Raw genomic sequence first — 26,123 nt, forward strand, 5'->3', positions numbered from 1 at the left:
GTTTTGTTTGAGAGAATGATGAGAGTATTAGTGGAAGTCCTATTTTAAAATTCAGTTACACCCATTCTAAACTAGGATGTCATTCTGTTTTTTCTGGCTCTTTGTCATCATCTGTCATTCGTATCGGCATTTCAAATCCCTACTTAAATTTGAAGGTTGTTTTTGTTTTGTTATCGGTAACGATTGCAGTTTTCTTTTTGAAATTTATAGAGTCTATAGAATCATATTCTGGAGGGATAATGATCTTTCCTTTTTTATTGATTAGTCCATACTTCCCACCTACAATTGTGCTGTGCTCACCATTTAACTTTGATTCGCATCCATTACATACAATGGAGTGCCCGTTTTCAAAGGGATAAACAAAATCATAATTAGCGGGAATTTGTTTTTTACAATGAGAATCAAAAAAGCCAAATTTTTTGTTTTCTACAAAACGAGCTAGTTTTTCTGAATAATAATCTGGACCATTATCATAAATATAAACTTGTAAAAGTAACTGGTTCTTTGTATCAATACAAACCCATTTGTTATTGGAAACGACAAAACTAATTCCTTCTTTTGTGAAATCCATTGCCTGCTGGTATTGGGGTTTGATGGTGATTTTGCCAGATTTATTTTTATAACCATAAAATCCATTTTCTTCAAATGCAATGGGAAGATTGGTTTTGGCAACAAGGGGAGTGATCGACACTAAAAATATGAAAAATAGTTTCATAAAACCTACTGATTAAAAATTAGAAAATACACGGCGACAATTAGACTTAAGAGGACCAGAATTGGTCAAATTGTCTAATGATAAATGGGTAAAAGTGAAAGATCACCAAACACCGTTAAATGTGTTTCCTTTAGTTGTTCCTCTTACACTTGCGCTGTTCGTATCATAAAAACCAGTGACCGAGATTCCTTTTTGCGCAGAAATGGATACAGTTAGCGTAAAAAAAATACAAATCAAAATGACTCTAGAAAACTTGAGTTTCATCGTAACTCCTAAGGTTCTTTATTGTAGGGTGCAATATGTAAATGTCAACTTCTTTGGATTGATTCTAAAAATTAAAATGTTCGATCAGTGTAAGGAGGTTGTTTATATTATTAATGTATGAGTGATTTCTTATTTAATTAGAAGTATAATCATCATTTGTAATTTGTTTGTTTTTGATAGTTCAATAAAAATTTGTAGTTGGGATTTGCTAACAATTTACATCTTATCAATAATTAGGATGTGATAAAATGGAACAACTGGTTCACAACGAAGAAATAATGAAGTTTTGGATGTCACTGGTTGATCGAATCCCGTGGCAGAAAAAACCAAGTATCGCCTATGGACTTAGTGAAGATGGGCTCAAGCATTGGTTCCCTGATGGAATATTAAATACATCTTATTCAGCTTTGGACCAACATGTTGAATCAGGTAAAGGAGAAGAGATTGCTATCATCTACGATTCTCCAGTAACAAAATCAAAGGCTAAATTATCCTACCGCGAACTTTTAGAATCAGTCGAAAAAATGGCCTTCATTTTAGATTCCTTGGGTATAAAAAAGGGAGATACCGTGGTTATCTATATGCCCATGATCCCGGAAGCACTGATTTCCATGTTAGCTTGTGCAAGAATCGGGGCAGTGCATTCTGTTGTTTTTGGTGGGTTTGCTCCTCATGAACTTGCTGTTAGGTTAGAAGATTGTCGGCCTAAAATCGTGATTACCTCATCATATGGTGTTGAAATTAGTAAAATTATACCTTACAAGCCATTGTTAGATGAAGCAATGCATTTATCGACTCACAAACCAGATTATGTGATTCTCAAGTCTCGCCCTAATTTAGAAGTGATCATGCATACAGGTAGAGATTTTGATTGGGATGAACTAATGGAAACAGCAGGTAAAAAGAAGTCAGTTCCTGTTTCAGCTACTGATCCTTTGTACATACTCTATACTTCGGGAACAACGGGAAAACCAAAAGGAGTTGTACGTGATAATGGTGGCCATGCGGTAGCTATGCATTACTCGATGGAAGTCATTTATGATATGAAACCTGGCGATGTTTTTTTTGCTGCATCTGATGTGGGATGGGTCGTAGGACATTCTTATATTGTATACGCTCCCTTAATTTATGGTTGTACCACAGTATTATATGAAGGAAAGCCGGTAAGGACCCCTGATGCGGGAGCGTTTTATCGGCTCATTGAAGAATACAAAGTAAAAACTTTGTTTTGTGCCCCTACAGCATTTAGGGCTATTCGTAAAGAAGATCCGGAAGGGAATGAGTTATCCAAATACAATATATCTTCTCTTAAATACTTATTCTTAGCTGGAGAAAGAACAGATCCTGTCACTTATGACTGGGCATGTGAACTTCTGAAAGTTCCAGTCGTGGATCACTGGTGGCAAACAGAAACTGGCTGGGCGATTGCTGCTAACATGATGGGCGCATCTCCAATTCCAGCTAAGGCAGGTTCGGCGACAAAACCGGTGAAAGGCTTTGATGTTCGGATTCTTGATGAAGAAGGACATGAGCTAAAACAAGGAGAAAAGGGAAATATTGTGATTAAACTTCCGTTACCGCCGGGATGTTTGCCAACTCTTTGGAACGACCATGCTAATTTTGAATCCTCTTATCTTTCGCATTACCCTGGCTATTATTTAACTGGTGATGGCGGTTACTTTGATGAAGATGGGTATCTATTTATTTTGGGCCGAATTGATGATGTGATTAATGTTGCAGGTCATAGGCTTTCTACAGGAGAGATGGAAGAAATAGTGGCTGAAAATCCATCGATAGCAGAATCAGCTGTGATTGGGATTGCAGATGAGATCAAAGGGCAAGTCCCCTTAGCGATTGTTGTATGTAAAGATGGAAACCTCATCGACCAAAAAGCAATTGAATCCGATTTAACACATAGAATCCGAGAAAAGATTGGAGCCATTGCTTCCTTAAAATCGGTTATATTTGTAAAAAGGCTTCCAAAAACTCGTTCAGGAAAGATCCTTCGTAAAACAATGCGAAAGATGATTGATGGTGAAACATACTCCATTCCATCAACTATTGATGATCCTTCCATACTTGAGGAAGTGATGAATGCTGTTAGGCAAAAAATCCTAGAATAATTATTTTGATAGATCTTAAAAGGGGAACTCCTTATCAATTTGAAGCAAACCAAGATTATGGAATTTTCTTTGGATCTTAGTATCACCAAAAATATTTTCGGTATCTCTGCGTTTCGGGGAAAACAGGAGACCATCATCCAACATAGTCTTGCTGGTGGGAATTCTCTTGTTCTTATGCCAACGGGAATGGGGAAGTCGTTATGTTACCAAATTCCTGCCTTACATTTTCCTGGAATTTGTATTGTGATTTCTCCCCTCATTGCACTTATGAAAGACCAGGTGGCCGCATTACAAAGAAAAGGCGTTTCTGCCGATTTTATCAATTCCAGTTTAGGAAAGTCAGAACGAACCCTGCGTTATGCTAAACTAAAATTTGGTGAATATAAAATTGTTTATGTTTCACCAGAAAGGTTTCAGAAAAAAGAATTTTTGGATGCTTTGAAAAGTCAAACTGTATCTCTGCTTGCAATTGATGAAGCGCATTGTATCAGTCAATGGGGTCATGACTTTCGGCCTGATTATACAAAAATATCATGGTTCCGCGAGGTATTGGGATTCCCAACAACGATCGCTCTCACGGCCACTGCATCCAAAAGGGTTCAGGCTGATATCATCTCGCAAATTGGGATTCCTAAGGATGAAATTCGAATTTTTGATGATGGTCTGTTTCGTCCAAATTTGAAATTATCTGTTATCGATTGTTTTGATACAGAATCGAAATACAATTCAATGTTTGATGACTTAGAGAATACAAAAGGGGCTACTATTATTTATTTTAGTTTGATCCAGGAATTAGAAAAATTCAGTCACTGGTTGGATACTAAAAAGAAAAGACACTTGGTTTATCATGGAAAACTCTCTCCTGAACAAAGAAATAAAATACAGTCTTTGTTTCTTAAATCAGAGGCTGCGATTTTACTTGCTACCAATGCTTTTGGAATGGGAATCGATAAACCTAATATTCGCAATGTTTATCATGCACAAATTCCGGGAAGTATAGAATCTTATTATCAAGAAATTGGTCGTGCCGGAAGGGATGGAGATCCATCTGATTGTAAACTGTATTATTGCCAAGATGATCTTGCTGTGCAAATGGAATTTATAGAATGGCAAAATCCAGATAGATCTTATTTGAAAAAACTCTTTAGTTTTCTTTGGCAAAAACAAAATGAATTATCTGGATTGGATTATGGAACTTTGCAATCCTTTATGACTTATAAAAACAAAGGGGACCATCGCATTCAAACAGCTCTCAACTTACTTACAAACAAAGGTTTGATTTCAGGGGAGTTAGATAGAGGAACATTGCAGATTGAATCTGAATGGGCGGATTCAATTTTTTCAGAATCAGAATTATTGGATAAAAAAAAAGAGAATCAAAAGCAGTTGTATCAAACCTTGATGTATACGAAGGCTCTTGATTGTCGAAGAAAGTTTATCCACGAATATTTTGATTCTGAATTTAATGGGTGTGGGTATTGTGATTTATGTTTAACAAGTCAAAATCCTTAGCTTTCTGAATATTGCTTAACTTTTCCATTTTCGTTAATTGAATTTCACGAGGAACTTTTTTCTTCATCATCTTTCCGCTGAAAAAATTCAAATACAAATTTTTTCTAGAAAAAACCTTTTCATTGAGCCAGATCTTGGCGGTGATTACATGAAGTATCCAACCTTTGGATCGATTTATTCGATTGGGATCCCTTGTTTTATTTTAGAAAATCGGTTACAATGGATAGTAAGAATTAGAGTGAATTCAACTTTTTCCCATTGGATCGGTCGCTAAGTAATGAAGCAGAAAGTGTATTTGAATATCGGCGAAGCATATTTTACTTCGGGGGTATATGAAATTCGTACAATTTTGGGTTCTTGTGTTTCGGTATGTTTGTTTCATGAAAATACAAATCATAGTGCAATCAATCATATCCTTTTGCCTGGCAGTGTCGGTAAATTAGAGGAAAAACAAAGTTTGAGATATGGAATTACTTCTATGGAATTATTGATTAACGAATTTGTTAAATTGAATATTCCCAGGAACAAATTAAAGGCGAAAATTTTTGGTGGCTCACAAACACTAAAACATACAACAAATAATGCTGGCCCAAAGAATATAATGTTTGTTAAAGATTTTTTACAGACGGAAAAAATTCCAATCATAAGCGAAGACACAGGTGGTGAATTATACCGAAAACTAGTTTTTCATACGGATAGCTTTGATGTTTTCATCACAAAACTACAACCGAACCTATCTACTGAAATTTTAACACAAGAACGCCACTTTGAAACTAAGGTTAGAGAAAGAATGGTTAAAAAAACATCTGTATTTACTTTTTAAACTCTCTACCCCATTCTCTAAAGTGAGTTTGGGAGTGACAATTTTATCTTATCCAGTAATTCGCTTTAATACTTCGATTAAATCTTCATCATCAAATGGTTTGACAATCCATGCTTTCACACCTGCATCTTTCCCTGCTTGCCGTAAATGATCACTGGATTCTGTGGATACGATTAAAATGTTTGCCCCAGTTCCTTTCGGATGAGCCAAAAAATCACGAGACAACTCTATTCCATTTTTGCCAGGCATATTGACATCAAAAACACATCCATCGAAAGGGCCATTTAGTTCGAGGCTTTTCATAGCTTGTTCTGCATTTTCTGCTTTGAAGATTTCATAACCTTCATCTCCAAGCACCATTTCCATGAGTTTAAGCGCAGTTGGTGCATCGTCACATAGTAATATTTTTTTTGACATTTTTTTAAATCTCCATTATGATTCTAAAATTTGTAATATAACATTGGGGATAGTTGAAAGGCTCACTTGTTTTTCTACGGCTCCTAATAAAAAAGCTTCCTTTGGCATTCCGTAAACTACACTTGATTCTTCATCTTGGCCAATTGTTTTTCCGCCTGTATCTTTTATCCCTTTTAAGCCTACCGCTCCGTCTCTTCCCATCCCTGTTAACAAAATAGCTAAACAATTGTTACTCATTTTTCCTTGTGAAATGGAGTTGAATAAAACATCTACAGAAGGACGATGTCCACTTACTTTATCAAATACTTCTAATTCCAAATAATACCTTCCTGCCAGGCGACGAACAAGTAAATGTTGGTCACCCGGTGCCAGATAAACATGACCAATCTCCAGTATATCTCCGTGTGCCGCTTCTTTTACTGGCAGTCCTGTAGTTTGATTTAACCGCTGCGCAAATAAAGTTGTGAAATGTTCGGGCATATGTTGTACAACTACAATTGGAGGGAGGTCATTCGGTAATTGATGTAAGATAAAATCTAGTGCTTGGGTTCCACCGGTAGAGGCTCCGATGGCAATCAATTTAATATTTGTATGTTTCCCCTTGAGTCCTATAAGTTTAGGGGTAACTGCAGGAGTAACATATTGTTTGGGTTTTGAGAGAAGTCCGAGTTTTTTGATTTTAAATGTTAACTCTTCCAACATTCTAAGGAAGTCTGACTCAGTACCATCCGGTTTTTTTACAAAATCCATCGCACCACGTTGGAGAGCTTGAATGGTTGCATTAGCACCGGTGACGGTGTAGGTACTTAACATAATCACCGGAGTGGGGAAATTTGGCATAAGCCAGTCTAAAAATTCAATACCTGTCATTCCAGGCATATCAATATCCAAACTAATCACATCTGGCCGAAGTTGTGGAACCAGTCTTTTTGCTTCCAAAGCATTAGAAGCAGTGCCAACAACTTGTATTGTTTTGTCTTTGGAAAACATTTCCGAAAGTACGTTCCGTACTACATTTTGGTCGTCAACAATTAGTAGTTTAATCATTATTCGTTTCTATGCATTTTCTGGAAAATTGATTTAACGTCTAAAATTAAACTTACGTTCCCACTGCCAAGAATTGTGAAACCATTAACCCCATTTGCTTCTTCTAAAATTCCTTGTAATGGTTTGATTACTACATTTTGATTTCCTACGATTTCATCGACTCGAATACCTAATAAATTCTTTTCATATTCGAGAACGATCATAAGTGGATCAACACCTTCATAAACAATTTCTTCTCTATGATTAAGAATTTGGTTGATGTCAAATATAGGGATAAAAGTTCCCCGAACATCGATAACTTTCTGGTTATCTTCGAGAGGGATCTCTTCTTTTTCTCGAAGACTAACAAATTCTCTCAGTTCGATGGTTTGTATTGTGAAAAACTTTTTACCAATGCGAACTACGGTTCCTTCCATAATCCCCAGAGAAAGAGGAATCCTTAGAATAAAACTAGTGCCTTTATGCAAACGGCTGTGGATTTCGATTTTCCCGCCCATTTTCTCGATATTTTGGCGGACAATATCCATACCGACACCTCGACCTGATATGTCAGTGACTGCATCTGCAGTGGATAAACCAGGTACAAAAATTAGATTGTAAACTTCTTGGTCTGATAGGTGTTCGGTCTCACCGCTTAGGATCCCACGCTCTAAAGATTTTTGTATTATTTTTTCTCGATTAAGTCCACGACCATCATCACGAATCATCACCCACACTTCATTGACTGATTGTCTTGCACTAAGTTGGATGGTACCAACTTCTGCTTTTCCAGATAACATGCGTTCTTCTGTAGTTTCGATTCCATGGTCAATAGAGTTTCTCAGAATATGAATGATTGGATCAGCAATTAAATCAACGATAGATTTATCGATCTCTGTCTCCTCTCCGCTGATATACAAAGCCACTTTTTTGCTGGCTTTCTTTTGAAGATCCCTCACCAAACGTGACATCTTTTGAAAAACGCCACTAATGGGTATCATTCTAGTGGATAAAGCTACCTCTTGTAAATCTAATACAATTTTATGGAGTCGATTGATTGACGAATTAAAGTCTTCGTTCCTTAGGGATTTAAGGAGAGGATGTTGTGTAACATTCGATTCAGCAATCACTAACTCTCCCACTAAATCCATCAGGGCATCCAATTTGTCATTAGCTACTTTGATTTCTTTTTTCTGAATGGTTGCTGGAGCACCAGTAGGCTCTTTATCATCTGATTGTTTTTTGCCTATTTTTAGTATTTCGGTATTTTTTTGTTCTGCAATAATTTGATCGCTTGTATTTTTTGATTCGTTAAATGAGGAATTTTGTGAATCGCTGAAAATTTCAAATGCAGGTTTTTTTTTCGTAATTGTTGGTTCTGCTTTTGATTCATCCTCACCAAAGATTTCGAAACTTTTCTTCTTTACTGGGTTTACAATTTCTATTTTTGCATCGAGAGTTTCAGATTGTAGTTGTTTAATCTCTCGTTTTAAAACTTCAATGATTGCTTCTGACTCATCATCTAACTCAGGATTTGATTTTGTTTCATCTACTTTATGTAGAAGTCTTCGTAGCTGATCGCAGGTATTGATTAGCACTTGGCAAATATCTTCACTAGGAAGTTTTTTTTCTTTGCGTAGAATATCCATTAAAGTCTCTGCTTCATGAGATATCTTCACTAAACTTTCTAACTTTAGTAATCCTGTTGAACCTTTAAAGGTATGAACAGCTCGAAATAGGTTATTGATCAGATCTTCATCATATTCACCTGATTGCTCATTGATGTCCTCTATGGATAGGATTGCTGATTCGCAAACCTCAATGAGCTCAAAACCTTCAGGGATGAAGTCGAGTAAGAGTTGTTCTCTTCCCATAACTTATCTCAGAATTTTTCAGTCAGAGAGTTATGTTCGTTTCCCGAACCATAACCATTTGAAGTTTTATTATTTTTCCCAAATTCAGCTGCAATGTTTTTAAGATCACCTGGTTTGTTCGTAATATTCTTCTTTTGTTTCGCCAAATTAATTTTTTCTTGGTCAACTTTTACGAGAGTTCCCATAATTTCCATTAGGTGACCCGATTGTTCTTTAAGTTCATTGGAAGTTGCTGCCAATTCTTCTGAAGAAGAGGCTGCAATTTGTGTAGTCTGGTCCATCTGAGTCATTGCCAATGAAATTTGATTGATACCAGAAGATTGTTCTCTTGATGCGTCTGCAATAGAGGAAACTAATTCCGCAGTTTTACTGATACTAGGTACAATTTCTTCGATGACTCTTCCTGCTTCTTCCGCAAGCGAAACACTGTTAAACGATAGTTGATTAATTTCTTGAGCGGCTACTTGGCTTCTTTCAGCTAATTTTCTGACTTCATCTGCAACTACCGCAAAACCTTTTCCATGTTTACCCGCACGTGCTGCTTCTATCGCAGCATTCAATGCGAGTAAATTGGTTTGGTAGGCGATTTCTTCAATGATTTTGATTTTGGAAGAAATATTTTTCATTGCATCCAATGTTTTGAATACGGACTCTCTACCTTTGGTTGTTTCTTTTGCCGATTTTGATGCAATTTCATTTGTTTCTGTCGCTGCTTGCGAATTTTGAGTCACCGAGGATGACATTTCTTCGATAGATGCGGTTGATTCTTCAATTGATGCCGCTTGTTCGCTTGCTCCTTGGCTCAGTGAATAAGCAGTGGAGGAAACTTGTTCAGCTGCAGTGGACACAGTAGTTGCAATTTCCACAGCTGAGTTTAGTGCCTTTGTAATGCTTACAATAATCCAAGCAGCAATCAGTATTGAAACCAACGCCGATACTAGAAAAAGACCTACCATAAAAATAAATATCCCTTGGTAGTATTCATCTGTTAGTTTATTGGCTTCGTCCATATCTGCCGCTGCCATTCCGGCAATGTCATCTGCAATGGCATCAAATTTATCTGCTGCTGGGCGACCTTTTATACTTGATATATCTTGAGCTTGTTGTGTTAAATTTTTTAGCGCAACGACCTTAACTTCTTCGAATGCTGCAGCATAATCGTCATAGGCTGCCTTTAATTCAGCTAATTTTTCTTTATCTTTTTGGTTTCCTAGTTTCTCTAAATCCTTAATGTAATCGAAGAGCTCGCTTGCATATTTTTTCCTTGCTGTCAGCCTTTGGTTCATTAGCTCCATTGTCTGATCAAGGATTAAGTTTTTCTCGTTTCGAGCTAACCATATGAACTTAGTTCTAATTTTTTCGGAGAGTTGTACTTTTGGTGAATAAATTAAAACTAAATCAGTGACTTTGTTGTTAAAAATATTAACGCTGTAAATGCCTGATCCTGTTCCAATTCCGATAAAAAAGATTAGCAAACTGAACCCGAGGATCAATTTTCCTTTTACTGTCATAGATTTTAAATTTAACATATTTTTTTTCCTTCTTTTATCTTTTAAGATTGGCTACTAATTGCTGCATCTAATGCGAGTTTGTCTTCGTCTTTGAGTAGTTTTTCAATATTTAATAGTACTTTTACATCATCGCTAACCTTCGCTATGGATTTAATGAACTGATTCCCTTGATGTTCCCCAAATTTTGGTGCGTCTTCCATGTTATTGGGAGCAATTTTAATTACTTCTTTAACTGTATCGACGATAAGGCCTATCAATTGTTGGTTCACGCTGAGAATGATCACACAAGTTCTGTCGTTGTATCCTATCGATTGCATACGAAATCGATCACGAACATCAATCAGCGCTATCACTTTTCCTCTAAGATTGATTACACCTTTGATAAAGGTTGGCATATCTGGAATTTCAGTAATGTTTTGCATACCAACAATTTCTGTGATAAATTTGATTTCTATTCCATAACTTCGGTCAGCGAGAGAGAAGATAAGGTAACGCCCGTCTAAAGTATCTTCGTCATCATAGTCGTCGTTTTCATCGGACAAGGGTTCCATTTCTAGGTTATTCATTTTCTCACCTTTGTGTTAGCGAAGAATTGTATATTAAAATCTATGTAAATAAAAAAATAGAATTGTTTCAACTTATGGAACAATATCGAACTCTAACGTAACTGAAACTTCAGATGATTGATCGTTATAAATATTGGAATCCAAAACATTGAAGTATATTTTTGCGTTCATATCTTCTAATATTTTTTTAACGATAGGTAATCCAAGACCCAATCCAAATTCTTCCTTGGAAAAACGTTCGTCCACATATTTGTTTACGCGATAAAAAGGTTGGAACAATATGATCTCTTCGGATTTTTTGAAATTAATTTGTTGGATTGAATGATCCATAGGCGCATTTAAAATTTTTAGCGAGAGTTTTTCACCTGCTTTCATAAAAAGAATATAAATACTTGAGCTTTCGGGACCATATTTCATCGCATTAATTAGAAGTTCTCTAATCGCAGTTTGTAAAAGTTTAAAATGGCAGTGAAACTTGCCCTCAAGGCCAGTTTGTAAATTTGATATATGGAATCTTTGATTTTTAATAGCAGTCATATCAGAAAGGTATGTAACTTCCTCTTGAATCATGTTGCGAAAGTCTTTTAGCGTAGTTGTTTCTGTTTTTGCTGCGCTACCTTCAAATACAATCTGTGCTTCTGCTAATGTTTGAACTAATTTTTTAGTGCTACTGAAACTTTCTTCTAACAATTCATAGAGGGTCGATGGAATGATATGATGGTTCCCGTCTTTTTTTGCTTTTCGAAGTAAAGAACCAACTGTAGTGACAAGGGCTCCTAATCCTGATCCTTGCATTAAAGATGTGTTTAGATTAGGGAGGGCTTTTTCCATCCAATCTCTATGATTACCTTTGCCTTCAATTTCGTGTCTCCAATTGAAGATTTTGATAATTTCTTTGTGCAAGTTTTCTTCATATTGAACAACGGATCTTTCCACTTCCGATAAATCTCTGTCTGCTTCTTCTTCTATTTCTAGAGCAGAAAATAAGATAAAGACTTCAGACTGAGTCGGCAATGAGCAAGGTGCAAGTTTGATCACCAATTGAAATTTAGGGAATGAATATCGTGCAGTAAAAGAAGTTCTTGATTTGATTACTTGCGAAAAAGTTTCTGTTAATGTTTCCAAGGATTCAGGAAGCAAATCATGAAATGATTTTCCAATGCTCTCTTGATCGATCCCCCATGGATTTGCTTTCGAAGCAAAGGCCTCCAGTATCAGGCCACTTTCCGAAAGGAGAACATAGTTTCCATCAGGAAGAGAAGAAAATAAGGCATTTGCAAATTCTTTTAATGTGATTTCTGTAGACATCCCTGCCATTTTTCCTGCTAACCCCAAATTGAATCCGTTGGGAACGGCTTTCATTTATAACATAATCACGAATAAATACAAGAGGTTGTATGAAAAAAAAGCATAAATACAGATCGAAGATGAGCTCAATACTATGTCGTATGTCTACAAATTTGATCTTAATCCGATTCTCTTTCCTTCGCTTGAAAGGCATTATTTTTTTAGAGTTAAAGTTGTAAAGACAATGTAGAATATAAGTATTTACGAATGTTTTATTTGAATCTAGTTAAAAAATTGCATTCATTACGTTGTTGTACTAATGTTTTGAGTCTTTCAGGGGATGCTGTGATCGATTCGAAGAACAGATTGGTCGGTTCAAAGATATTTAGTTATTTGTTTTTGCTATAAATTTGGAAGCCGTGATTTTGAGCTCTTTTTTGAAAGCTTGGAAAAACTAGAAAGTGATTGATATCCAACTTCAAATCCTATATCACTGTTATTTTTTTTCTGAACGGATTGGGATTTGATTCGTTAGTGCATTATATTTATGAAACTAGTAAAAAAATAACCTGAAATTGGTTTGAAATTCCAGGCTTAAGCGCTTGATTCCCTTTTCTGATTTTTTATTCCAATCTAATTCGACCGGTTAAATACCGAGTATCAAAGTTTCCGGTTTCATCGTCTTTTACTATAAAACTTTGTAAGTCCATACATGTATAATCTCTACCATAGGAATTTAGGTTTGTTGAAATTGAACTTACTCCTTGTGGAAGTGGTGGATCCAGAGGATTGTCCCAACTGTAGTAGAATTCAGCAAAATCTAAAAGATTTAAACCAGTCCTTGGGGAGGTGCCATTGATATCAAGTTGAAGATAAACTAAGTTATCCCCATGTTTGTATTTAGCTTCGAATTTCAACTCTCCAGCTACGTTGGAAGTTTCTATACAATGGTCATCACAATCTCCAATGACTGTAGGAACTAACGGAGCGCCAATACAGTCTCGATTATGAGAAAAATTGATTTCTTTGGAAGAAGATCCAAATTCATTTCTAGCAACTAGGATTAATTTTTGTTTTATATTGGAACGATGGATAAAACTAAACCAGATAATTCCACCTGTATTTGGAGTTGCCGGAGTTAATGTATGATAGTTTGTCGCATTCACTACGGTTCCATCTTGTTCTATTTTCATATTTCTTTTTCCAATATAAGCTGTAATCGTTGTTTGGTTATGGACAGGCTGTTGAAAGCTAATGTTATTAATTAAGATTCGACCATAAATCCCATACTGATCTTCTGTCACTGGTGCATTGTTAATTTGGGTTTGGGGGTCGTTCAAAATCGGAGCATTTAAAGGTTGTCCAGGTAATGCCGGTGGACCTACGACTGGTGGGATCGGTGGCAACACCCCATCTAGGTTTCCGTCATTGGATTCTGAACTGGGTTGGCCTCCAGACGCAAGTCCTAATAAACCAAAGGCAGCTGATGGGTCTGAACCTTTTTTTTCTTCTCCACAACTAATAAATAGTAGAGAGAAAAAAAGAAAGAGATAAAGGAAGGATACATAAAACATCTGTTCCATCGATTTATATTTTTGAACGCGCAACCAACTTGAAGCTGCTATTATTTTCTTAAACATTAAAGAATCTCCTAAACCAAAGGAATCATCCTATTCGGATTCTTTAATATTCTAATTCGTTTTGGAGTTGGTGTCTTCCTGGGACGGGAATCAGGAGGGAATTGAATAGGTTTTTTTCTGAACGGAATAGAAATTGATTCGTTGGGCAAAGGAACTAAAGAAATTCGCTACAAAAGTTTTTTTAAATTTCTTTAGTATGTTGATTAAGAAAGGGATGTTTTTTGTCTAAATTCGGAAGCTGTGATTTTAAGTTCTTTTTTAAAGGCATCATAGAAACTAGAGAGCGATTTATAGCCAACTTCAAAACCAATATCACTTACATTTTTTTCCGGATATTTGATCAGTAGGTCTTTTGCTTCCCTGATCCGGTAACTATGCAAAAAAGAATTAAAACTAGTTTGTTTTTTCCCATTTAAAAATTCCGAAAGTTGTCGTGGGTGTAACTCAAGTTCTTCAGCTAAAACTTCGAGGGAAAGATCTTCGTTGAGATAGATTTTTTCAACTTCCATAAGATGGGACAATCGGTTTTGTAGTCGATCCAGATCTACTTGTAACAAACGAGATTTTGTGTTGTTTTGAATTTCGCCTGTTCTCTGGTAGGTGCTTGCGAAAAGAGAGTGCCTTTCCAAAGCCAATCGTAATCTATCTTCAGATACCGGTTTTGCGATGAAGTCAATAACGCCATATTCGAAAGCGCGAATGGCATTGTCTGTATTGGCTGAAACAACAATGGTATTTACGGTTGTTGTTGGAATTCTATCTAAAATTTCAAAACCATCAGATCCAAAAATATTAAGATCCAGGAAAAATAAATTGATTGGCGATCCTTTTAACTGAATCTCCGCTTCCTCGATAGAGGAAACATGTTTGATTTCATCAATGGAAAAACCAGAAAATGTATTTAATAACTTCGTTAAGTATTTGGCGTGAACCGGTTCGTCTTCTAAAATCAATATTTTCATCTTAATTTTTTTGAATCAGAATCAAGACTCTGTATCCTTTTTTTGATTTTCCATGAGTTAAGGACCACTTCCCTGAATACGACTCCTCCAAACGGAGCCTAACATATTCAAGGCCAGTCCCTGATCCACTCTTTGGCGGGTTTGATTCCTTTTCTTTGTGGTGGTTATATACAATAAAACAATAGAGAGAAAATAATTTCTCATCTTGTGCGATATTTTTTTTAAAGATTCCAAAATTTAGTTTTGCATTGGGAGAATCTTCGTGAGTGAAAGCGTTTTCAATTAGCGTATGAAAAATAAGAGGAGGGATGAGTTCGTTATTATCAATGCCAATTGTTTTGAATTTATATTCTTTTTCCATCCGCATCTTCATTACTCCTATATGGTATCTGCATAAATCAATTTCGTCACCGATAGGAATTAATTGTTTCGATGCTACTTTGAGGATAATGCGCAGCTCTCCGACAAGAGAGTCTAGGATCGATGCCGATTTTTCGGGACTTTCGGAAACCCAATAGCGAATCGCAGAGAGTGAGTTCATTAAAAAATGTGGTTGGATTGATTTTTTATAGAGTTCCAATTCCATTCTCTTGGAATGAATGTTTGTATGGTAAATTTTATCTTTCAATAAAACAGATTGTTCTAATTCTTCTTTTTGTTTCTCTACTATTAAATTTAGTTTTGAATGTTTCTTGGAAAGAAAAAATGATTGTGAAAAGAATAAAACAAATGTACCGAGCGGCCCGTATATTTCTGTTTTAATAATGTTTTTTTCAAATAAAATGTCGTTCAGGACAGCTAGAAATAAAAATAGAAATCCAAATAAAAAACCAGCCGCGCTTTCTCTTTTTTTGACAAGAGCTTTGGATAAAATACAAAAGATATAAATACAGCAAAATAACATAGCAATTTCAGCGGGGAATAATGTTTCTTCTATCCATGTGGATTCCGAAGATAAAACAAAAATTGAAAAGGAAAAAAATAGAATTTGGAAGGCATAGTAGGGAATTTTACTTATTTCATTCGGAAAAACTTTGCCAATGAAGCTTAATAAAAAAGGAAAAGTCAAATAAACGGAAAGGAAAAAAATCTTAATTAGCCATCTCCATTCAAAATCGGGGAAAAGGATCACTAAAAAGAATTCTCCACTTGTTAGTTTGTAAACCAAACTCACAAAAGCATACATGGAAAAGTAAAACAGGCTTTGGTCATTTTTTCGTAATAGAAAGAGTGTGAAATGATAGAGAGAAATGACAAATAAACTTGCGATTAAAAAAATATCTAGTGCTAGTCGAATTTGTTTGGTTCGTAGCATCGATTCTTGTTTGTCTATTTCTATGCTCTGTCGAAAACCTGCATTTAGAGATTTATAATTTGCCACTTGGATGATAATTTCTGTGGTTTCCGAACTAGGTGTAAAAAAAACTATCTTGGGCAACCAATACTCGTTGGTTTCTTTTTCTGAAATACCAACGACACCGTTTTCAGATATCAAATTTCCATCTAAATACATCCGATAGGTAGTGAATGCATGTGGGATATAGAAAGAATATTGACCATTTGTTAAAGAATTTGGAAGGATAAGGTGTAATCGAAAGGTGCTATAACTTTGTGCTGAATAGAATCTCCCTTCAGTTTTGATCTCATTCCAGAATCCAGGAAGTGTAATTAATTCTTTTTTTAATAATGAATTGTTATTTTTAAAATCTTCTGAACTCAAAAGCCTTTGGTAATAAAATTCCCATTCCCCATCTAACTTAATCGAAGTTTGGTTTTGAAACATGGCTTCGTTTAGAACCATTTTCCCGTCAATAGCCTTCGGTAAATGATTGTTTGGTGTATTGTTTTGGCATGTTATGAGCAGTGAAACCAGAATTAGAGCTTGTATGTGGTTTAATGCGCTACGGGAAATCCTTAGAATGAATTGATAATGAGTCATTGTATTGAAAGTGGTTTAGTCTGACGCCACTCCTGATTCCAGTCCCAGGACGACAGAATTCATCACATGAATTAGTATACAATGTATAGGAATTCGTCGTGAAGAATCAATTCAATATTGTAAATTTATTTTTAATCACCATATCTCTGTTTTTATATCTTCAATGTGCTCCAGCAAAATTAAATTCAACTTGTGATCCAGAAAGTGAAAGTTTTGCGATAACCGCATTTTTGGAGTTTGCTTCAAGCGATGAATCTTTCTTATGCCCCATATTTTCTGGTTTTAGTCCATTACGATTAGATTATGGAACTGACTTTCTTGTTATGCGACAAGAGGAAACGATCGGTATTTTAAAACCGTTCTCTTCGGAGCCAATAACTCATTGTGAGTCATCACCTAGTTTACCCCTTGGTATAGTTCTAGATGAATCAAATTGTGCACTTTCGGGCACTCCTTTGGTAGGAATGAATGCAACCAAATTTATGATCACTGCAAGAAGTCGACATAAACAAATAACAATTCCGTTGGTGATAAAGTCATTGTTTATCCCCAAGTTTGCATTTGTTGCTAATATTGGATCGGGCCTGATTAATTCTTATACCATCAATGCAACTTCTGGAGTTCTTGGTGCGGGCGGTTTTGTTGCGGCCGGTGGAGGTCCAGAATCGATGGCTTTAAGTGCCAATCAAAAATTCCTAACGGTTGCTAATCGTAACACTAACAATCTTAGTCAGTTTTCTATCAATCCAGTGAATGGGAATTTAACTATTGTTGAAACAATTTCCAGTGGAGGAACAATACCAATTGCAGCGGTTTACCATCCATCAAAGGATTTACTTTATATAAGAAATAGCGAAAATATTGCTACTTTTTCACTAAATCCACAGACAGGAGATTTAACCTTAGTAAATACAATCGCCAATGTTTTTGATTCTTCGGGGATTGCAATGGATCCGTTGGGGAATTTTTTATATGTTGCTTCATTTAATGCTAATGTAATTAATTCTTATGGGATAGACCCAATTTCAGGTTTCTTAAGTGCAAATCTTATTCAGTCAATTTCAACCGGTATCCGTCCAAGAAGACTGGTAACTCATGCGAATGGTAAAACTATGTATCTCGCATACGATACTGGTAGTAATATCTCTACTTATCAAATTGATGTTAACACAGGTTTTATGAGTTCAATTTTTCCCGATACTCCATCCACTGGAGTAGTTTCTGGAGCTATCGTTTCTGATCCAGTGGGAAAATTTGTTTATCTTGCAAACCGAGATAGCAACACAATTTCTATGTATGTTACCAATTCTTTGAATGGTGAATTGATCCCTCTTTCTCCAAATACTGTGGCCACTGCGACTGAGCCTTTCGGGATGGCGATAGATCCTTCCGGTAAATTTTTGTATAATACTAATATCGCAGTTGGTTCGGCAGGAATATTTACGATCAACCAAGCGAATGGTATTTTAACACCGAATGGTAACATCGGAACAAGTACAAGCCCGGCTGTCATCCTAACGGCAGGAGCCAATCCTTAATTAGTAAACTCTGATAAATCTATTTTATTTAAATTGATTCATTTGGTAATTTGTTTTTCGTTAGATGCCAATTTTCTTATGTATATAATTTTTTTAATAGTGGCTATTGTGATTCCTTGAGAATCTGTCACGTTAATCAAAAAGGTATAATCAATTTTTTTTTGTACCGACAGTAGAACCTTGATTTTATCTATATCACTTTCAGTTACTTCAAATTTTGCGATCACTGATTGGCTATTTTGTTTGATATAATCAATTTCTGCTCGTTTATCCCAAACCATATATTGGCTACCTAATCGTTTCATTAATAGAAAAACATAAAATGGATCACACATGGAATATAGGGAACCGCCAAAGTGTGTTCCCATATAACCTTTATTAAAAAAATTCATTTTTAGTTGAACAACGATCAGGTGTTTATCTTTTTCATATTTGATGACTTTGATCCCGGATCCAAAGAAAGGACTGTATAGATTGATAGTCCACCTAAAGCCGAGGAAATACTCTAGCCATTTCCACTTTGGATCGGGGTGAAACGAGTCGCTTAAATTTTTCTTCATCTGTTTGTTCTCGCAGTATATTTTACTAATTTATAAATAAAAAACGATGAAACAGAAATAAATTTGCTCCAAATAATTTGAACATTATATTTAAAATGTATCGTTGGAGCTATGAGTGAAAGGTGCAATGAAAATTTCTAGGAACATTGAAATAGTGTTTACCAAACGGTAAATTGTTTACCATTTGGTAAACATGGCAAAAGCCGTTACAGAAAAAAGCGATTTGGTTCCTAAGTTGTTAGGGTTATTTTGCGGACACGGAATTGACGGAGTATCCATTGCAATGGTATCTGAAGTTACTGGTTTGGGAAAAGGAAGTATCTATTACTTTTTTCCGAGCGGAAAGCCCGATATGGTCGAATTTGTTATAATGAATGCCGAGCAGTTTCTTAAGGATAAAATAGTTCTACTAACTGAAAATAAAATGAAGGGAAAAAGGGGCATCGAAGAGTTTTTGAACTCTTTTGTAAATGATAAAGATTTTTTACCTTATATTCATTTTATGAGTAGTTTAGCACTTTGCAGTCAAGGATCCAAATTTCCTGAAAAATTAAATTTATTCTATAAAGATTTGGCAATGATATTAGCTAAAGTGATATCCCGCGAAGGTTATTCGAATAGTAAGGCTTGGAATATTGCAGAAAACGTGATTGTATCAATTTACGGGAGTTATCTCTTTTCCTGTTCGTTGAAAGATAAAGATTATTTCGTCAATCGAATCAAAAAGATAAACAAAATTTTGATGGAAAATCTTAAATCGATTTAACTTCAATTGTAAAATTTGTTTATCTTCGCTGATTCAGATTACATAAATCATCAGAACCTTTTTTTAACAGAATCAGCTTAGTATTATTTCCTGTTAGTTGTATGATTTGGGAACAATTGTCGACACCACCCTCATTCAAATAGACTGGAGTATACTCTGCAGATTTGTCATCTAAGGATCGGATTTTAAAAGAAAGAGCACAGTTTTGTTTCATACCGATTTTCTGTCCCTTAAATCTCTAAGCTAAACTGACCAATTAAATGATTCGATTTAGCATAAAAAACTACGTACCAGGAATTGAGGAATCGGAATTTTCCTTAAAATAGAGAAAAAGATAATTTTTTGACTGAAAATACTCACTAAAAAGAGGTGGAAGAAACAGGAAATTTACTTATAGTGAACGGGGGTCTATCGATTTACTATGAACTTTAAGGACAGTTGTGATGATTTTAATTAATGTAAAAAATAATATTCTAATGTTTTCATGTATTTATTTGTTTTTGTTTTCTTGTTCAACGGAAACTGTTAAGGAAGGAACAATTGCTGCAGTAGAAAATTCTGGTTCTACCAAACGAACTTGGAATCCAATACCTCAATGTTGCGACTTACATTCAGAATTTTTAGGTGTTGTTGTACTAAGTAAAGTTTGTGTATCGGATACGGAAACAAAATTAGAATTATATACAAAAGAATCTAAAAAAGTCTGTGTATTGAAAGAGGGGATGGTGTTTCGAGATGATTTGGGAACTTCCTATCCTTTCTTAAAATCTGAGGGAGTAGGGCTTTGCCCGAAAAGAATCCAGATGAAGAACACTCCTTTCACTTTACATTTCCAAAGTATCTCTTCTCTTGCCAGCTCTTTCGATTTGATTGAGGACAAAAATGCAAAACATGCAAACAAACCTTGGGTCTTTGAGAAGGTGGATTTGGCTCAATGTATTTGGAAATAAAATTTCGAATATTTTTTAGATGTTTTTATCCATAATAAAAACCCCTGCTAATACTGACTCGCAAGGGTTTTTGATATTTTATATACTGAAAAAAAAGTAGAAAGGAGTGTTTTACTTTTTATGTTCTCTGTGACCAAGCAGAACACCAACCAAGAGAAGAGACAACTCCTGCACTGATAATATTGCACTTACCCCAGCTATCGTTCAATTTTGAATACTGTGCACAGTGTTTGCAAAATTGATTTTTAGCAGAAGGTTCCTTTCTTTCTGGGTAGAGTATAAAGTCTGTCTGTTTGGCATTTTGATGAAATCCTAAAGCCTTGGCTGTGGGATCCGACTCGGAGACGGGAGTGAGTCCCTCTGGAACGGATCCAGAGGGTTTGTTTTCTGCCTTTACTTCCGCGGATAACCCCAAACCTCTCCCAACAAAGGTAAGAGAGGTTACCAAATACAATGACTTGGTTAAAAAAGTTTTACGTGAAGTTTGAGACATCTTTACTTCTTTACATCAAATCTGTCTAACATCATTACTTTGTTCCATGCAGTAACGAAGTCCTTAACGAACTTGTCTTTCCCATCATCAGCTGCATAAACTTCCGCCACAGCTCTGAGTTCCGAATGAGAACCGAGGATTAGGTCTACAGAAGTCGCGGTCCATTTTTTAGCGCCTGTTTTGCGGTCTAGTCCTTCGTAAAGGCCCTCTGTTTGCAAAGATTTTTGCCATTTTGTCGACATATCGAGTAAGTTGACAAAAAATTCATTCGTAAGAACTCCTGGACGATTTGTTAAAATCCCATGTTTTGATTTTCCGGAATTTGCATCGAGAGATCTAAGCCCACCCAAAAGTACGGTCATTTCTGGAATGGTTAGAGACAACATGTTGGATCTGTCCACTAACATTTCTGCAGGTGAAAGTGAGTTACCTGCACCATAGTAGTTACGGAATGCATCAGCCTTAGGTTCTAAAACCGAAAAAGAATATACATCTGTTTGTTCAACAGTGGCATCGGTTCTTCCTGGACTAAAAGGAACTTTTACATCGACTCCCGCTTTTTTAGCAGCTTCTTCAATCGCAGCATTACCACCTAATACAATTAAGTCGGCAAGTGAGATTTTGTTACCAGATTCATTAAAATCGGACTGAATTGCTTCCAGTTTCTTTAATGTTTTTGAAAGCTCTTCAGGATCATTCACTGCCCAATTTTTTTGAGGTGCCAAACGAATCCTGGCCCCATTCGCTCCCCCTCTCATATCTGTGCTTCGGAAAGTCGCAGCAGAAGCCCAGGCAGTTTTTACGAGTTCAGGAATGGAAAGACCTGATTTTAAAATTTTGCCCTTCAAACTCTCTATTTCTTTTGGACCAACTAACTTATGATTAACTGGTGGCAGTGGATCTTGCCAAATGAGAGGATCTTTAGGAAGATCTTTACTTATGTAACGGGAAAGAGGCCCCATGTCCCTATGTGTTAGTTTAAACCAAGCTTTTGCAAAAGCGAGTTCAAATTCTTTTGGGTTCTCTTGGAATTTTTTTGCGATGACTTTATAACTTGGATCAAATTTTAAAGCCAAGTCGGTAGTAAACATGATCGGTGCATGTCTAAGTGTTTTGTCATGTGCATCGGGAACCATATTGGCCCCTGCACCATCTTTTGGAATCCACTGGATGGCACCTGCTGGACTTTTTGTTTGCACCCATTCAAAACCAAATAGGTTGTTTAGATACTGAGTAGTCCATTTTGTGGGATTAGCTGTCCATGCACCTTCGAGTCCGCTGGTGATAGTATCTTCGGCATTTCCTTTTTTGTAATTATTTTTCCAACCAAACCCCTGTTCTTCGATACCTGCTGCCGCAGGTTCTTTTCCCACATGTTTGGATGGATCTGCTTTTCCATGGGCTTTTCCGAATGTATGTCCCCCAGCAATCAGTGCTACTGTTTCTTCATCATTCATTGCCATGCGACCGAATGTTTCTCTAATGTCTTTAGCAGCTGCTAGTGGATCTGGGTTTCCGTTGGGACCTTCTGGGTTTACGTAAATGAGTCCCATCTGCACTGCCCCGAGAGGGTTTTTTAGTTTTCTTTCCCCTTCATACCTTTCGTCAGCTAACCATTTTTTTTCTGGTCCCCAATAGACAAGATCAGCTTCCCAATCATCTGTCCTTCCACCGGCGAAACCATAGGTTTTAAATCCCATGGATTCGAGTGCTACGTTTCCTGTGAGAACCATAAGGTCTGCCCAAGAGATTTTTTTTCCATATTTCTTTTTAATCGGCCAAAGGAGGCGGCGTGCTTTGTCTAGGTTGGCATTGTCTGGCCAACTATTGAGGGGCTCAAATCTTTGTTGTCCGCCACCAGCACCCCCACGTCCGTCACTGATACGGTAAGTTCCCGCACTGTGCCAAGCCATCCGGATGAAAAACGGACCATAGTGACCGTAATCAGAAGGCCACCAATCTTGGGAGGTTTTCATTAGAGTTTTGATTTCTTCTTTGATAGTTTGGATGTCCAAATCTTTGAATTCTTTAGAATAGTTGTATTGCCTTCCCATTGGGTTGGATTCCGCTGCATGTTGGCGGAGTGGTGCTAAATCAAGCCTCTCGGGCCACCAAAACTGATTGGAAATGTTTTGGCGCTCCATTGAACTTGCGGATTCTTTGGTATCCGCAGCTCCCAGTGGACTCAGGGCGAGCACCAAAACGGCAATGACGGAAATTTGTATTGTTCTCATATTGACCTTCACTTTCTAGATTTAGTTTAAATTTAGAATAAATCTAGTAAATAAAAGCAAGACATTTTTTAGATTTAGTCTAAATTTAAACTGTTGAGGAGTGAAAATCTAGAATTTGTCAATGAGAACGAAAAAAAATTCTGAATCAGATTCTTTTAAGAAAGCCTCGGCGGCTCTTCTCTTTGGCCGTGAGATCGGGTCAGTCCCTCCCAAACGTTTGCTTTTTGATGATAGAAGGGAGAAAATCCTCGTGGGGATGGGTGAGCCAATACGGGTGGAAATCTATGGTTTTAGGGTTTCCTGTAAACTTCCCCATAGCAAAACAAACGTTTGTTGGAATTTCGGTTTATGTTGTCTTTCGAAATGAAACCAAACGTATACTAGCATTTACGACAACAACCTATCGACTTCATCTACAGTTTCGATCACAACCTAGATTCAATATTTGAATTTTCAAGACCTATGTTTTTTAGAAGCCTGTCGTGATCAGAAAAAAAGAAATGTGGAGAATGAATTTTTAAAGCTCAATTTCCCCAAATACCCAAGAGAAAAATTCTGTCCGGAATTTTCTGAATAGGGTATACTTGTAGAATGGGATATCGAATCACCCTTGGCACAAAAACCTACCACTTTCCTGAATTAAAAGACCTGCTAGCAAAAGCCAGTCCGCACAGATCTGGTGATGTATTGGCGGGACTTTCTGCATCAAACCAGGAAGAACGAGTGGCTGCCCAAATGACCCTCGCAGATGTATACCTTTCTGAATTCTTAAATATAGAATTAATACCAGCAAACAAAGATGAGGTGACGAAACTCATTTTAGATACTCACAATAAAGAAGCCTTTACTTTGATTTCTCATCTTACAGTCGGAGGGTTTCGTGATTTTTTGTTAGCTGAGACAACCGACGCGGAAGTCATCACTTCGATCCAATGGGGAATCACACCAGAGATGGTAGCCGCCGTATCCAAACTTATGTCTAACCAGGATTTGATTTTGGTTGGTAAAAAAATAAAGGTAATTACCAAATTTAGAAATACCTTAGGCCTACCCGGTCGTCTTTCTGTAAGGTTACAGCCCAATCATCCCACTGATGATCCGAAAGGGATCGCCGCAAGTTTACTCGATGGACTTCTTTTGGGCAGTGGTGACGCAGTAATCGGAATCAATCCTGCAACTGATAATATTCCGACTTGTATTGCCCTTTTGGAGATGTTAGACAATCTCATTCAAAAATATTCTATTCCCACGCAGTCTTGTATATTAACTCATGTGACCACTTCCATGGAAGTGATGAAACGAGGTGCCCCATTGGATTTGGTATTTCAATCCATAGGAGGGACAGAAGACTTAAATAAAAGTTTTGGTGTGAGTCTTTCTATTTTGAAAGAAGCAAGGCAAATGGCTCTTTCTTTGGGTCGAGGCACAGTGGGAGAAAATGTGATGTACTTCGAAACTGGACAGGGTAGTGCTTTGTCGGCTGGTGCACATCATGGAATCGATCAACAAACGTTAGAGGTAAGGGCTTATGCAGTTGCTAGAGAGTTTTCCCCGCTTCTTGTGAATACTGTCGTTGGGTTTATTGGCCCTGAGTATTTATACAATGGAAAGCAAATCATTCGAGCCGGTTTAGAAGACCATTTCTGTGGAAAGATGCTTGGGCTTCCTATGGGAGTGGATGTTTGTTATACCAACCATGCGGAAGCAGACCAGGATGATATGGATACACTATTAACATTATTAGGTGTTGCTGGATGCACTTATATCATGGGAGTTCCAGGGGCCGACGATGTGATGTTATCCTATCAAAGTACATCCTTTCATGATGCTTTGTATCTTAGGCAAGTGTTAGGCCTAAAACCCGCTCCGGAGTTTGAACGGTGGTTACTTGAGAAGGGGATATTTTCAAACCAAAATGGCTTTTTGCCAAAAGAAAACCGAGAACTTCGTTTGCTCGAAGAACTGTTAGGAAATTAAATTGTATGACTTTCTCAGAGAAATGGAAACAGTTTAGTAAAGCAAGAATTGGTCTTCATCGATTTGGAGGTTCTATATCCACCAAAGAAGTGTTACAGTTTCGTTTGGATCATGCTAGGGCTAGAGATGCCGTTTTACTGAGCCCTAATTTCCCTAAGTTACTAGAGGAGTTGAGTGTTCTGGGTAAACCAAAAAGACTTCCAACTCTTTTTGTCGAAAGTAAAGTTCATTCAAAGGAAGAGTATTTGTTAAGACCTGATTTGGGGAGAAGGTTGTCTTCTGAGTCACTTGTCAACATACAGACATTGGCTGGTGAATGTGATTTGGTTCTTATCGGTGTGGATGGTCTTTCTGCAAAAGCAATCGATGAGAATTTGATCCCCTTTTTTGAAATTTTAATGGATGCCATCAATAAAACAGGTTTACGTCTTGGCCCACTCGTTCTTTCTAAATGGGGGAGAGTTGCCATTGGTGATGAAATCGGAGAGGTTTTGAATTCTAAAATATCGATTGTTGTGATTGGGGAGAGACCTGGATTGTCTTCGGCAGATAGTTTAGGTGTTTACATCACCTATCGGCCGCAAGTTGGAAAAACGGATGAAAGTCGTAATTGTATTTCGAATGTCCGTCCTGGTGGTTTTGGATTTGAAGCTGCCGTGACAAAAACAATGTATCTTGTAGAAGAATCAATTCGTAGAAAACTATCAGGTGTAGAATTAAAAGATGAGATGCCACCAGAGTTTTTATTAAAATCGAAAGATCATCCGAACCTTAGCGATTAAGAATATGAAAAGACTCATCATTCTATAATTTAGGTTTTGAGAAGATTAAAAAATAGAAATCCATAAAAAACAGAAGATTGACAGAAACTGTCTCTATCATTTGGATAGAATTCATTCCGGGAGGAATGAGGTGAAATTCCTCAACTGACGGTGCAACCGTGAAT

At 36.7% G+C, this 26,123-nt stretch carries 23 protein-coding genes and 1 pseudogene; 8 read left to right on the forward strand and 16 right to left on the reverse strand.

The genetic code is table 11. The features are described 5' to 3' along the window. Positions 1 to 139: 139 nt before the first annotated feature. Positions 140 to 715, reverse strand: coding sequence for a WG repeat-containing protein (locus tag JWG40_RS00020; RefSeq protein WP_205283841.1), 576 nt, complete (start codon positions 713 to 715; stop codon positions 140 to 142). A gap of 102 nt (positions 716 to 817) precedes the next feature. Then, positions 818 to 979 (reverse strand): hypothetical protein, encoded by a 162-nt coding sequence (locus tag JWG40_RS00025; protein ID WP_205283842.1) that lies wholly within the window; start codon positions 977 to 979, stop codon positions 818 to 820. Between the two features lie 248 nt (positions 980 to 1,227). Between JWG40_RS00025 and JWG40_RS00030 the strand changes: the two genes are divergently transcribed. The 3 genes from JWG40_RS00030 to JWG40_RS00040 all read left to right on the forward strand — a co-directional run bounded on the left by JWG40_RS00030 (position 1,228) and on the right by JWG40_RS00040 (position 5,437). Next, positions 1,228 to 3,102 carry an AMP-binding protein gene (locus JWG40_RS00030; RefSeq protein WP_205283843.1) on the forward strand — a complete coding sequence of 625 codons (1,875 nt, stop codon included), beginning with the start codon at positions 1,228 to 1,230 and terminating at the stop codon, positions 3,100 to 3,102. Between the two features lie 57 nt (positions 3,103 to 3,159). Further along, on the forward strand, positions 3,160 to 4,614 hold the full coding sequence (locus JWG40_RS00035; protein ID WP_205283879.1) for a RecQ family ATP-dependent DNA helicase: 1,455 nt from the start codon (positions 3,160 to 3,162) through the stop codon (positions 4,612 to 4,614). A 295-nt stretch (positions 4,615 to 4,909) separates the two neighbouring features. Beyond that, the gene (locus JWG40_RS00040) at positions 4,910 to 5,437 is read left to right on the forward strand and encodes a chemotaxis protein CheD (protein WP_232369058.1); all 528 of its coding nucleotides are present in this window, start codon (positions 4,910 to 4,912) and stop codon (positions 5,435 to 5,437) included. Positions 5,438 to 5,485: 48 nt separating this feature from the next. Here JWG40_RS00040 and JWG40_RS00045 read toward each other — a convergent pair whose 3' ends face one another. The 10 genes and pseudogenes from JWG40_RS00045 to JWG40_RS00085 form a co-directional block, all read right to left on the reverse strand. After that, the gene (locus tag JWG40_RS00045; protein ID WP_205283846.1) at positions 5,486 to 5,854 is read right to left on the reverse strand and encodes a response regulator; all 369 of its coding nucleotides are present in this window, start codon (positions 5,852 to 5,854) and stop codon (positions 5,486 to 5,488) included. Positions 5,855 to 5,869: 15 nt separating this feature from the next. Continuing rightward, entirely contained in the window at positions 5,870 to 6,901 is a 1,032-nt protein-coding gene (locus JWG40_RS00050) for a protein-glutamate methylesterase/protein-glutamine glutaminase (protein WP_205283847.1), read from the reverse strand. After that, complete coding sequence (locus JWG40_RS00055; protein WP_205283848.1) at positions 6,901 to 8,754, reverse strand: chemotaxis protein CheA; 1,854 nt, start codon at positions 8,752 to 8,754, stop codon at positions 6,901 to 6,903. Before JWG40_RS00055 ends, JWG40_RS00050 begins: the two co-directional genes overlap by 1 nt. An 8-nt stretch (positions 8,755 to 8,762) precedes the next feature. Then, entirely contained in the window at positions 8,763 to 10,283 is a 1,521-nt protein-coding gene (locus tag JWG40_RS20115; protein WP_205283849.1) for a HAMP domain-containing methyl-accepting chemotaxis protein, read from the reverse strand. A 23-nt stretch (positions 10,284 to 10,306) separates the two neighbouring features. Continuing rightward, on the reverse strand, positions 10,307 to 10,831 hold the full coding sequence (locus tag JWG40_RS00065) for a chemotaxis protein CheW (protein WP_205283850.1): 525 nt from the start codon (positions 10,829 to 10,831) through the stop codon (positions 10,307 to 10,309). Positions 10,832 to 10,903: 72 nt separating this feature from the next. Then, complete coding sequence (locus tag JWG40_RS00070) at positions 10,904 to 12,193, reverse strand: ATP-binding protein (protein ID WP_232369059.1); 1,290 nt, start codon at positions 12,191 to 12,193, stop codon at positions 10,904 to 10,906. A 310-nt stretch (positions 12,194 to 12,503) separates the two neighbouring features. After that, a pseudogene (locus tag JWG40_RS20120) lies at positions 12,504 to 12,625 on the reverse strand (helix-turn-helix domain-containing protein); the annotation flags it as partial. 116 nt (positions 12,626 to 12,741) lie between these two features. Beyond that, positions 12,742 to 13,758: a hypothetical protein gene (locus JWG40_RS00075; protein WP_205283851.1), complete on the reverse strand. Its 1,017-nt coding sequence runs from the start codon at positions 13,756 to 13,758 to the stop codon at positions 12,742 to 12,744. A 203-nt stretch (positions 13,759 to 13,961) separates the two neighbouring features. Next, positions 13,962 to 14,720 carry a response regulator transcription factor gene (locus tag JWG40_RS00080; RefSeq protein WP_205283853.1) on the reverse strand — a complete coding sequence of 253 codons (759 nt, stop codon included), beginning with the start codon at positions 14,718 to 14,720 and terminating at the stop codon, positions 13,962 to 13,964. A 1-nt stretch (position 14,721) separates the two neighbouring features. Next, on the reverse strand, positions 14,722 to 16,521 hold the full coding sequence (locus JWG40_RS00085; RefSeq protein WP_232369060.1) for a sensor histidine kinase: 1,800 nt from the start codon (positions 16,519 to 16,521) through the stop codon (positions 14,722 to 14,724). 236 nt (positions 16,522 to 16,757) lie between these two features. Between JWG40_RS00085 and JWG40_RS00090 the strand changes: the two genes are divergently transcribed. Beyond that, positions 16,758 to 18,197, forward strand: coding sequence for a lactonase family protein (locus JWG40_RS00090; protein WP_205283856.1), 1,440 nt, complete (start codon positions 16,758 to 16,760; stop codon positions 18,195 to 18,197). Between the two features lie 38 nt (positions 18,198 to 18,235). Here the strand turns inward: JWG40_RS00090 and JWG40_RS00095 are convergent, their stop codons facing one another. Beyond that, positions 18,236 to 18,757 carry a DUF4442 domain-containing protein gene (locus tag JWG40_RS00095; RefSeq protein WP_205283858.1) on the reverse strand — a complete coding sequence of 174 codons (522 nt, stop codon included), beginning with the start codon at positions 18,755 to 18,757 and terminating at the stop codon, positions 18,236 to 18,238. Positions 18,758 to 18,950: 193 nt separating this feature from the next. Here JWG40_RS00095 and JWG40_RS00100 point away from each other — a divergent pair, with 193 nt between their 5' ends. Beyond that, positions 18,951 to 19,523: a TetR/AcrR family transcriptional regulator gene (locus JWG40_RS00100; protein WP_205283859.1), complete on the forward strand. Its 573-nt coding sequence runs from the start codon at positions 18,951 to 18,953 to the stop codon at positions 19,521 to 19,523. 19 nt (positions 19,524 to 19,542) lie between these two features. On the opposite strand, the gene JWG40_RS00105 is transcribed toward JWG40_RS00100, so the two are convergent. Continuing rightward, positions 19,543 to 19,737, reverse strand: a complete 195-nt coding sequence (locus JWG40_RS00105) for a hypothetical protein (RefSeq protein WP_205283861.1) — start codon at positions 19,735 to 19,737, stop codon at positions 19,543 to 19,545. A gap of 229 nt (positions 19,738 to 19,966) precedes the next feature. On the opposite strand from JWG40_RS00105, the gene JWG40_RS00110 reads away from it, so the two are divergent. Then, positions 19,967 to 20,473, forward strand: coding sequence for a hypothetical protein (locus tag JWG40_RS00110; protein ID WP_205283863.1), 507 nt, complete (start codon positions 19,967 to 19,969; stop codon positions 20,471 to 20,473). A 118-nt stretch (positions 20,474 to 20,591) separates the two neighbouring features. On the opposite strand, the gene JWG40_RS00115 is transcribed toward JWG40_RS00110, so the two are convergent. Further along, on the reverse strand, positions 20,592 to 20,966 hold the full coding sequence (locus tag JWG40_RS00115) for a high-potential iron-sulfur protein (protein WP_205283865.1): 375 nt from the start codon (positions 20,964 to 20,966) through the stop codon (positions 20,592 to 20,594). A gap of 2 nt (positions 20,967 to 20,968) precedes the next feature. Further along, positions 20,969 to 23,200 (reverse strand): catalase/peroxidase HPI, encoded by a 2,232-nt coding sequence (katG, locus tag JWG40_RS00120; protein ID WP_205283869.1) that lies wholly within the window; start codon positions 23,198 to 23,200, stop codon positions 20,969 to 20,971. Between the two features lie 591 nt (positions 23,201 to 23,791). On the opposite strand from katG, the gene JWG40_RS00125 reads away from it, so the two are divergent. After that, the gene (locus JWG40_RS00125; RefSeq protein ID WP_205283870.1) at positions 23,792 to 25,177 is read left to right on the forward strand and encodes an ethanolamine ammonia-lyase subunit EutB; all 1,386 of its coding nucleotides are present in this window, start codon (positions 23,792 to 23,794) and stop codon (positions 25,175 to 25,177) included. 5 nt (positions 25,178 to 25,182) lie between these two features. Further along, complete coding sequence (gene eutC, locus JWG40_RS00130; RefSeq protein WP_205283871.1) at positions 25,183 to 25,959, forward strand: ethanolamine ammonia-lyase subunit EutC; 777 nt, start codon at positions 25,183 to 25,185, stop codon at positions 25,957 to 25,959. Positions 25,960 to 26,123: the final 164 nt, after the last annotated feature.

It is taken from the genome of Leptospira abararensis, from assembly GCF_016918735.1.
Taxonomy (GTDB): Bacteria; Spirochaetota; Leptospiria; order Leptospirales; family Leptospiraceae; genus Leptospira_A; species Leptospira_A abararensis.

Bases quoted from the DNA above. Each gene is read 5' to 3' on its own strand.
- eutC (WP_205283871.1), top strand. From the start codon at position 25,183: ATGACTTTCTCAGAGAAATGGAAACAGTTTAGTAAAGCAAGAATTGGT.
- katG (WP_205283869.1), bottom strand. From the start codon at position 23,200: ATGAGAACAATACAAATTTCCGTCATTGCCGTTTTGGTGCTCGCCCTG.
- JWG40_RS00080 (WP_205283853.1), bottom strand. From the start codon at position 14,720: ATGAAAATATTGATTTTAGAAGACGAACCGGTTCACGCCAAATACTTA.
- JWG40_RS00105 (WP_205283861.1), bottom strand. From the start codon at position 19,737: ATGAAACAAAACTGTGCTCTTTCTTTTAAAATCCGATCCTTAGATGAC.
- JWG40_RS20115 (WP_205283849.1), bottom strand. From the start codon at position 10,283: ATGTTAAATTTAAAATCTATGACAGTAAAAGGAAAATTGATCCTCGGG.
- JWG40_RS00065 (WP_205283850.1), bottom strand. From the start codon at position 10,831: ATGAATAACCTAGAAATGGAACCCTTGTCCGATGAAAACGACGACTAT.
- JWG40_RS00025 (WP_205283842.1), bottom strand. From the start codon at position 979: ATGAAACTCAAGTTTTCTAGAGTCATTTTGATTTGTATTTTTTTTACG.
- JWG40_RS00115 (WP_205283865.1), bottom strand. From the start codon at position 20,966: ATGTCTCAAACTTCACGTAAAACTTTTTTAACCAAGTCATTGTATTTG.
- JWG40_RS00085 (WP_232369060.1), bottom strand. From the start codon at position 16,521: ATGGTTCTAAACGAAGCCATGTTTCAAAACCAAACTTCGATTAAGTTA.
- JWG40_RS00030 (WP_205283843.1), top strand. From the start codon at position 1,228: ATGGAACAACTGGTTCACAACGAAGAAATAATGAAGTTTTGGATGTCA.
- JWG40_RS00070 (WP_232369059.1), bottom strand. From the start codon at position 12,193: ATGAAAGCCGTTCCCAACGGATTCAATTTGGGGTTAGCAGGAAAAATG.
- JWG40_RS00110 (WP_205283863.1), top strand. From the start codon at position 19,967: ATGATTTTAATTAATGTAAAAAATAATATTCTAATGTTTTCATGTATT.
- JWG40_RS00075 (WP_205283851.1), bottom strand. From the start codon at position 13,758: ATGTTTAAGAAAATAATAGCAGCTTCAAGTTGGTTGCGCGTTCAAAAA.
- JWG40_RS00020 (WP_205283841.1), bottom strand. From the start codon at position 715: ATGAAACTATTTTTCATATTTTTAGTGTCGATCACTCCCCTTGTTGCC.
- JWG40_RS00045 (WP_205283846.1), bottom strand. From the start codon at position 5,854: ATGTCAAAAAAAATATTACTATGTGACGATGCACCAACTGCGCTTAAA.
- JWG40_RS00050 (WP_205283847.1), bottom strand. From the start codon at position 6,901: ATGATTAAACTACTAATTGTTGACGACCAAAATGTAGTACGGAACGTA.
- JWG40_RS00035 (WP_205283879.1), top strand. From the start codon at position 3,160: ATGGAATTTTCTTTGGATCTTAGTATCACCAAAAATATTTTCGGTATC.
- JWG40_RS00125 (WP_205283870.1), top strand. From the start codon at position 23,792: ATGGGATATCGAATCACCCTTGGCACAAAAACCTACCACTTTCCTGAA.
- JWG40_RS00055 (WP_205283848.1), bottom strand. From the start codon at position 8,754: ATGGGAAGAGAACAACTCTTACTCGACTTCATCCCTGAAGGTTTTGAG.
- JWG40_RS00095 (WP_205283858.1), bottom strand. From the start codon at position 18,757: ATGAAGAAAAATTTAAGCGACTCGTTTCACCCCGATCCAAAGTGGAAA.
- JWG40_RS00100 (WP_205283859.1), top strand. From the start codon at position 18,951: ATGGCAAAAGCCGTTACAGAAAAAAGCGATTTGGTTCCTAAGTTGTTA.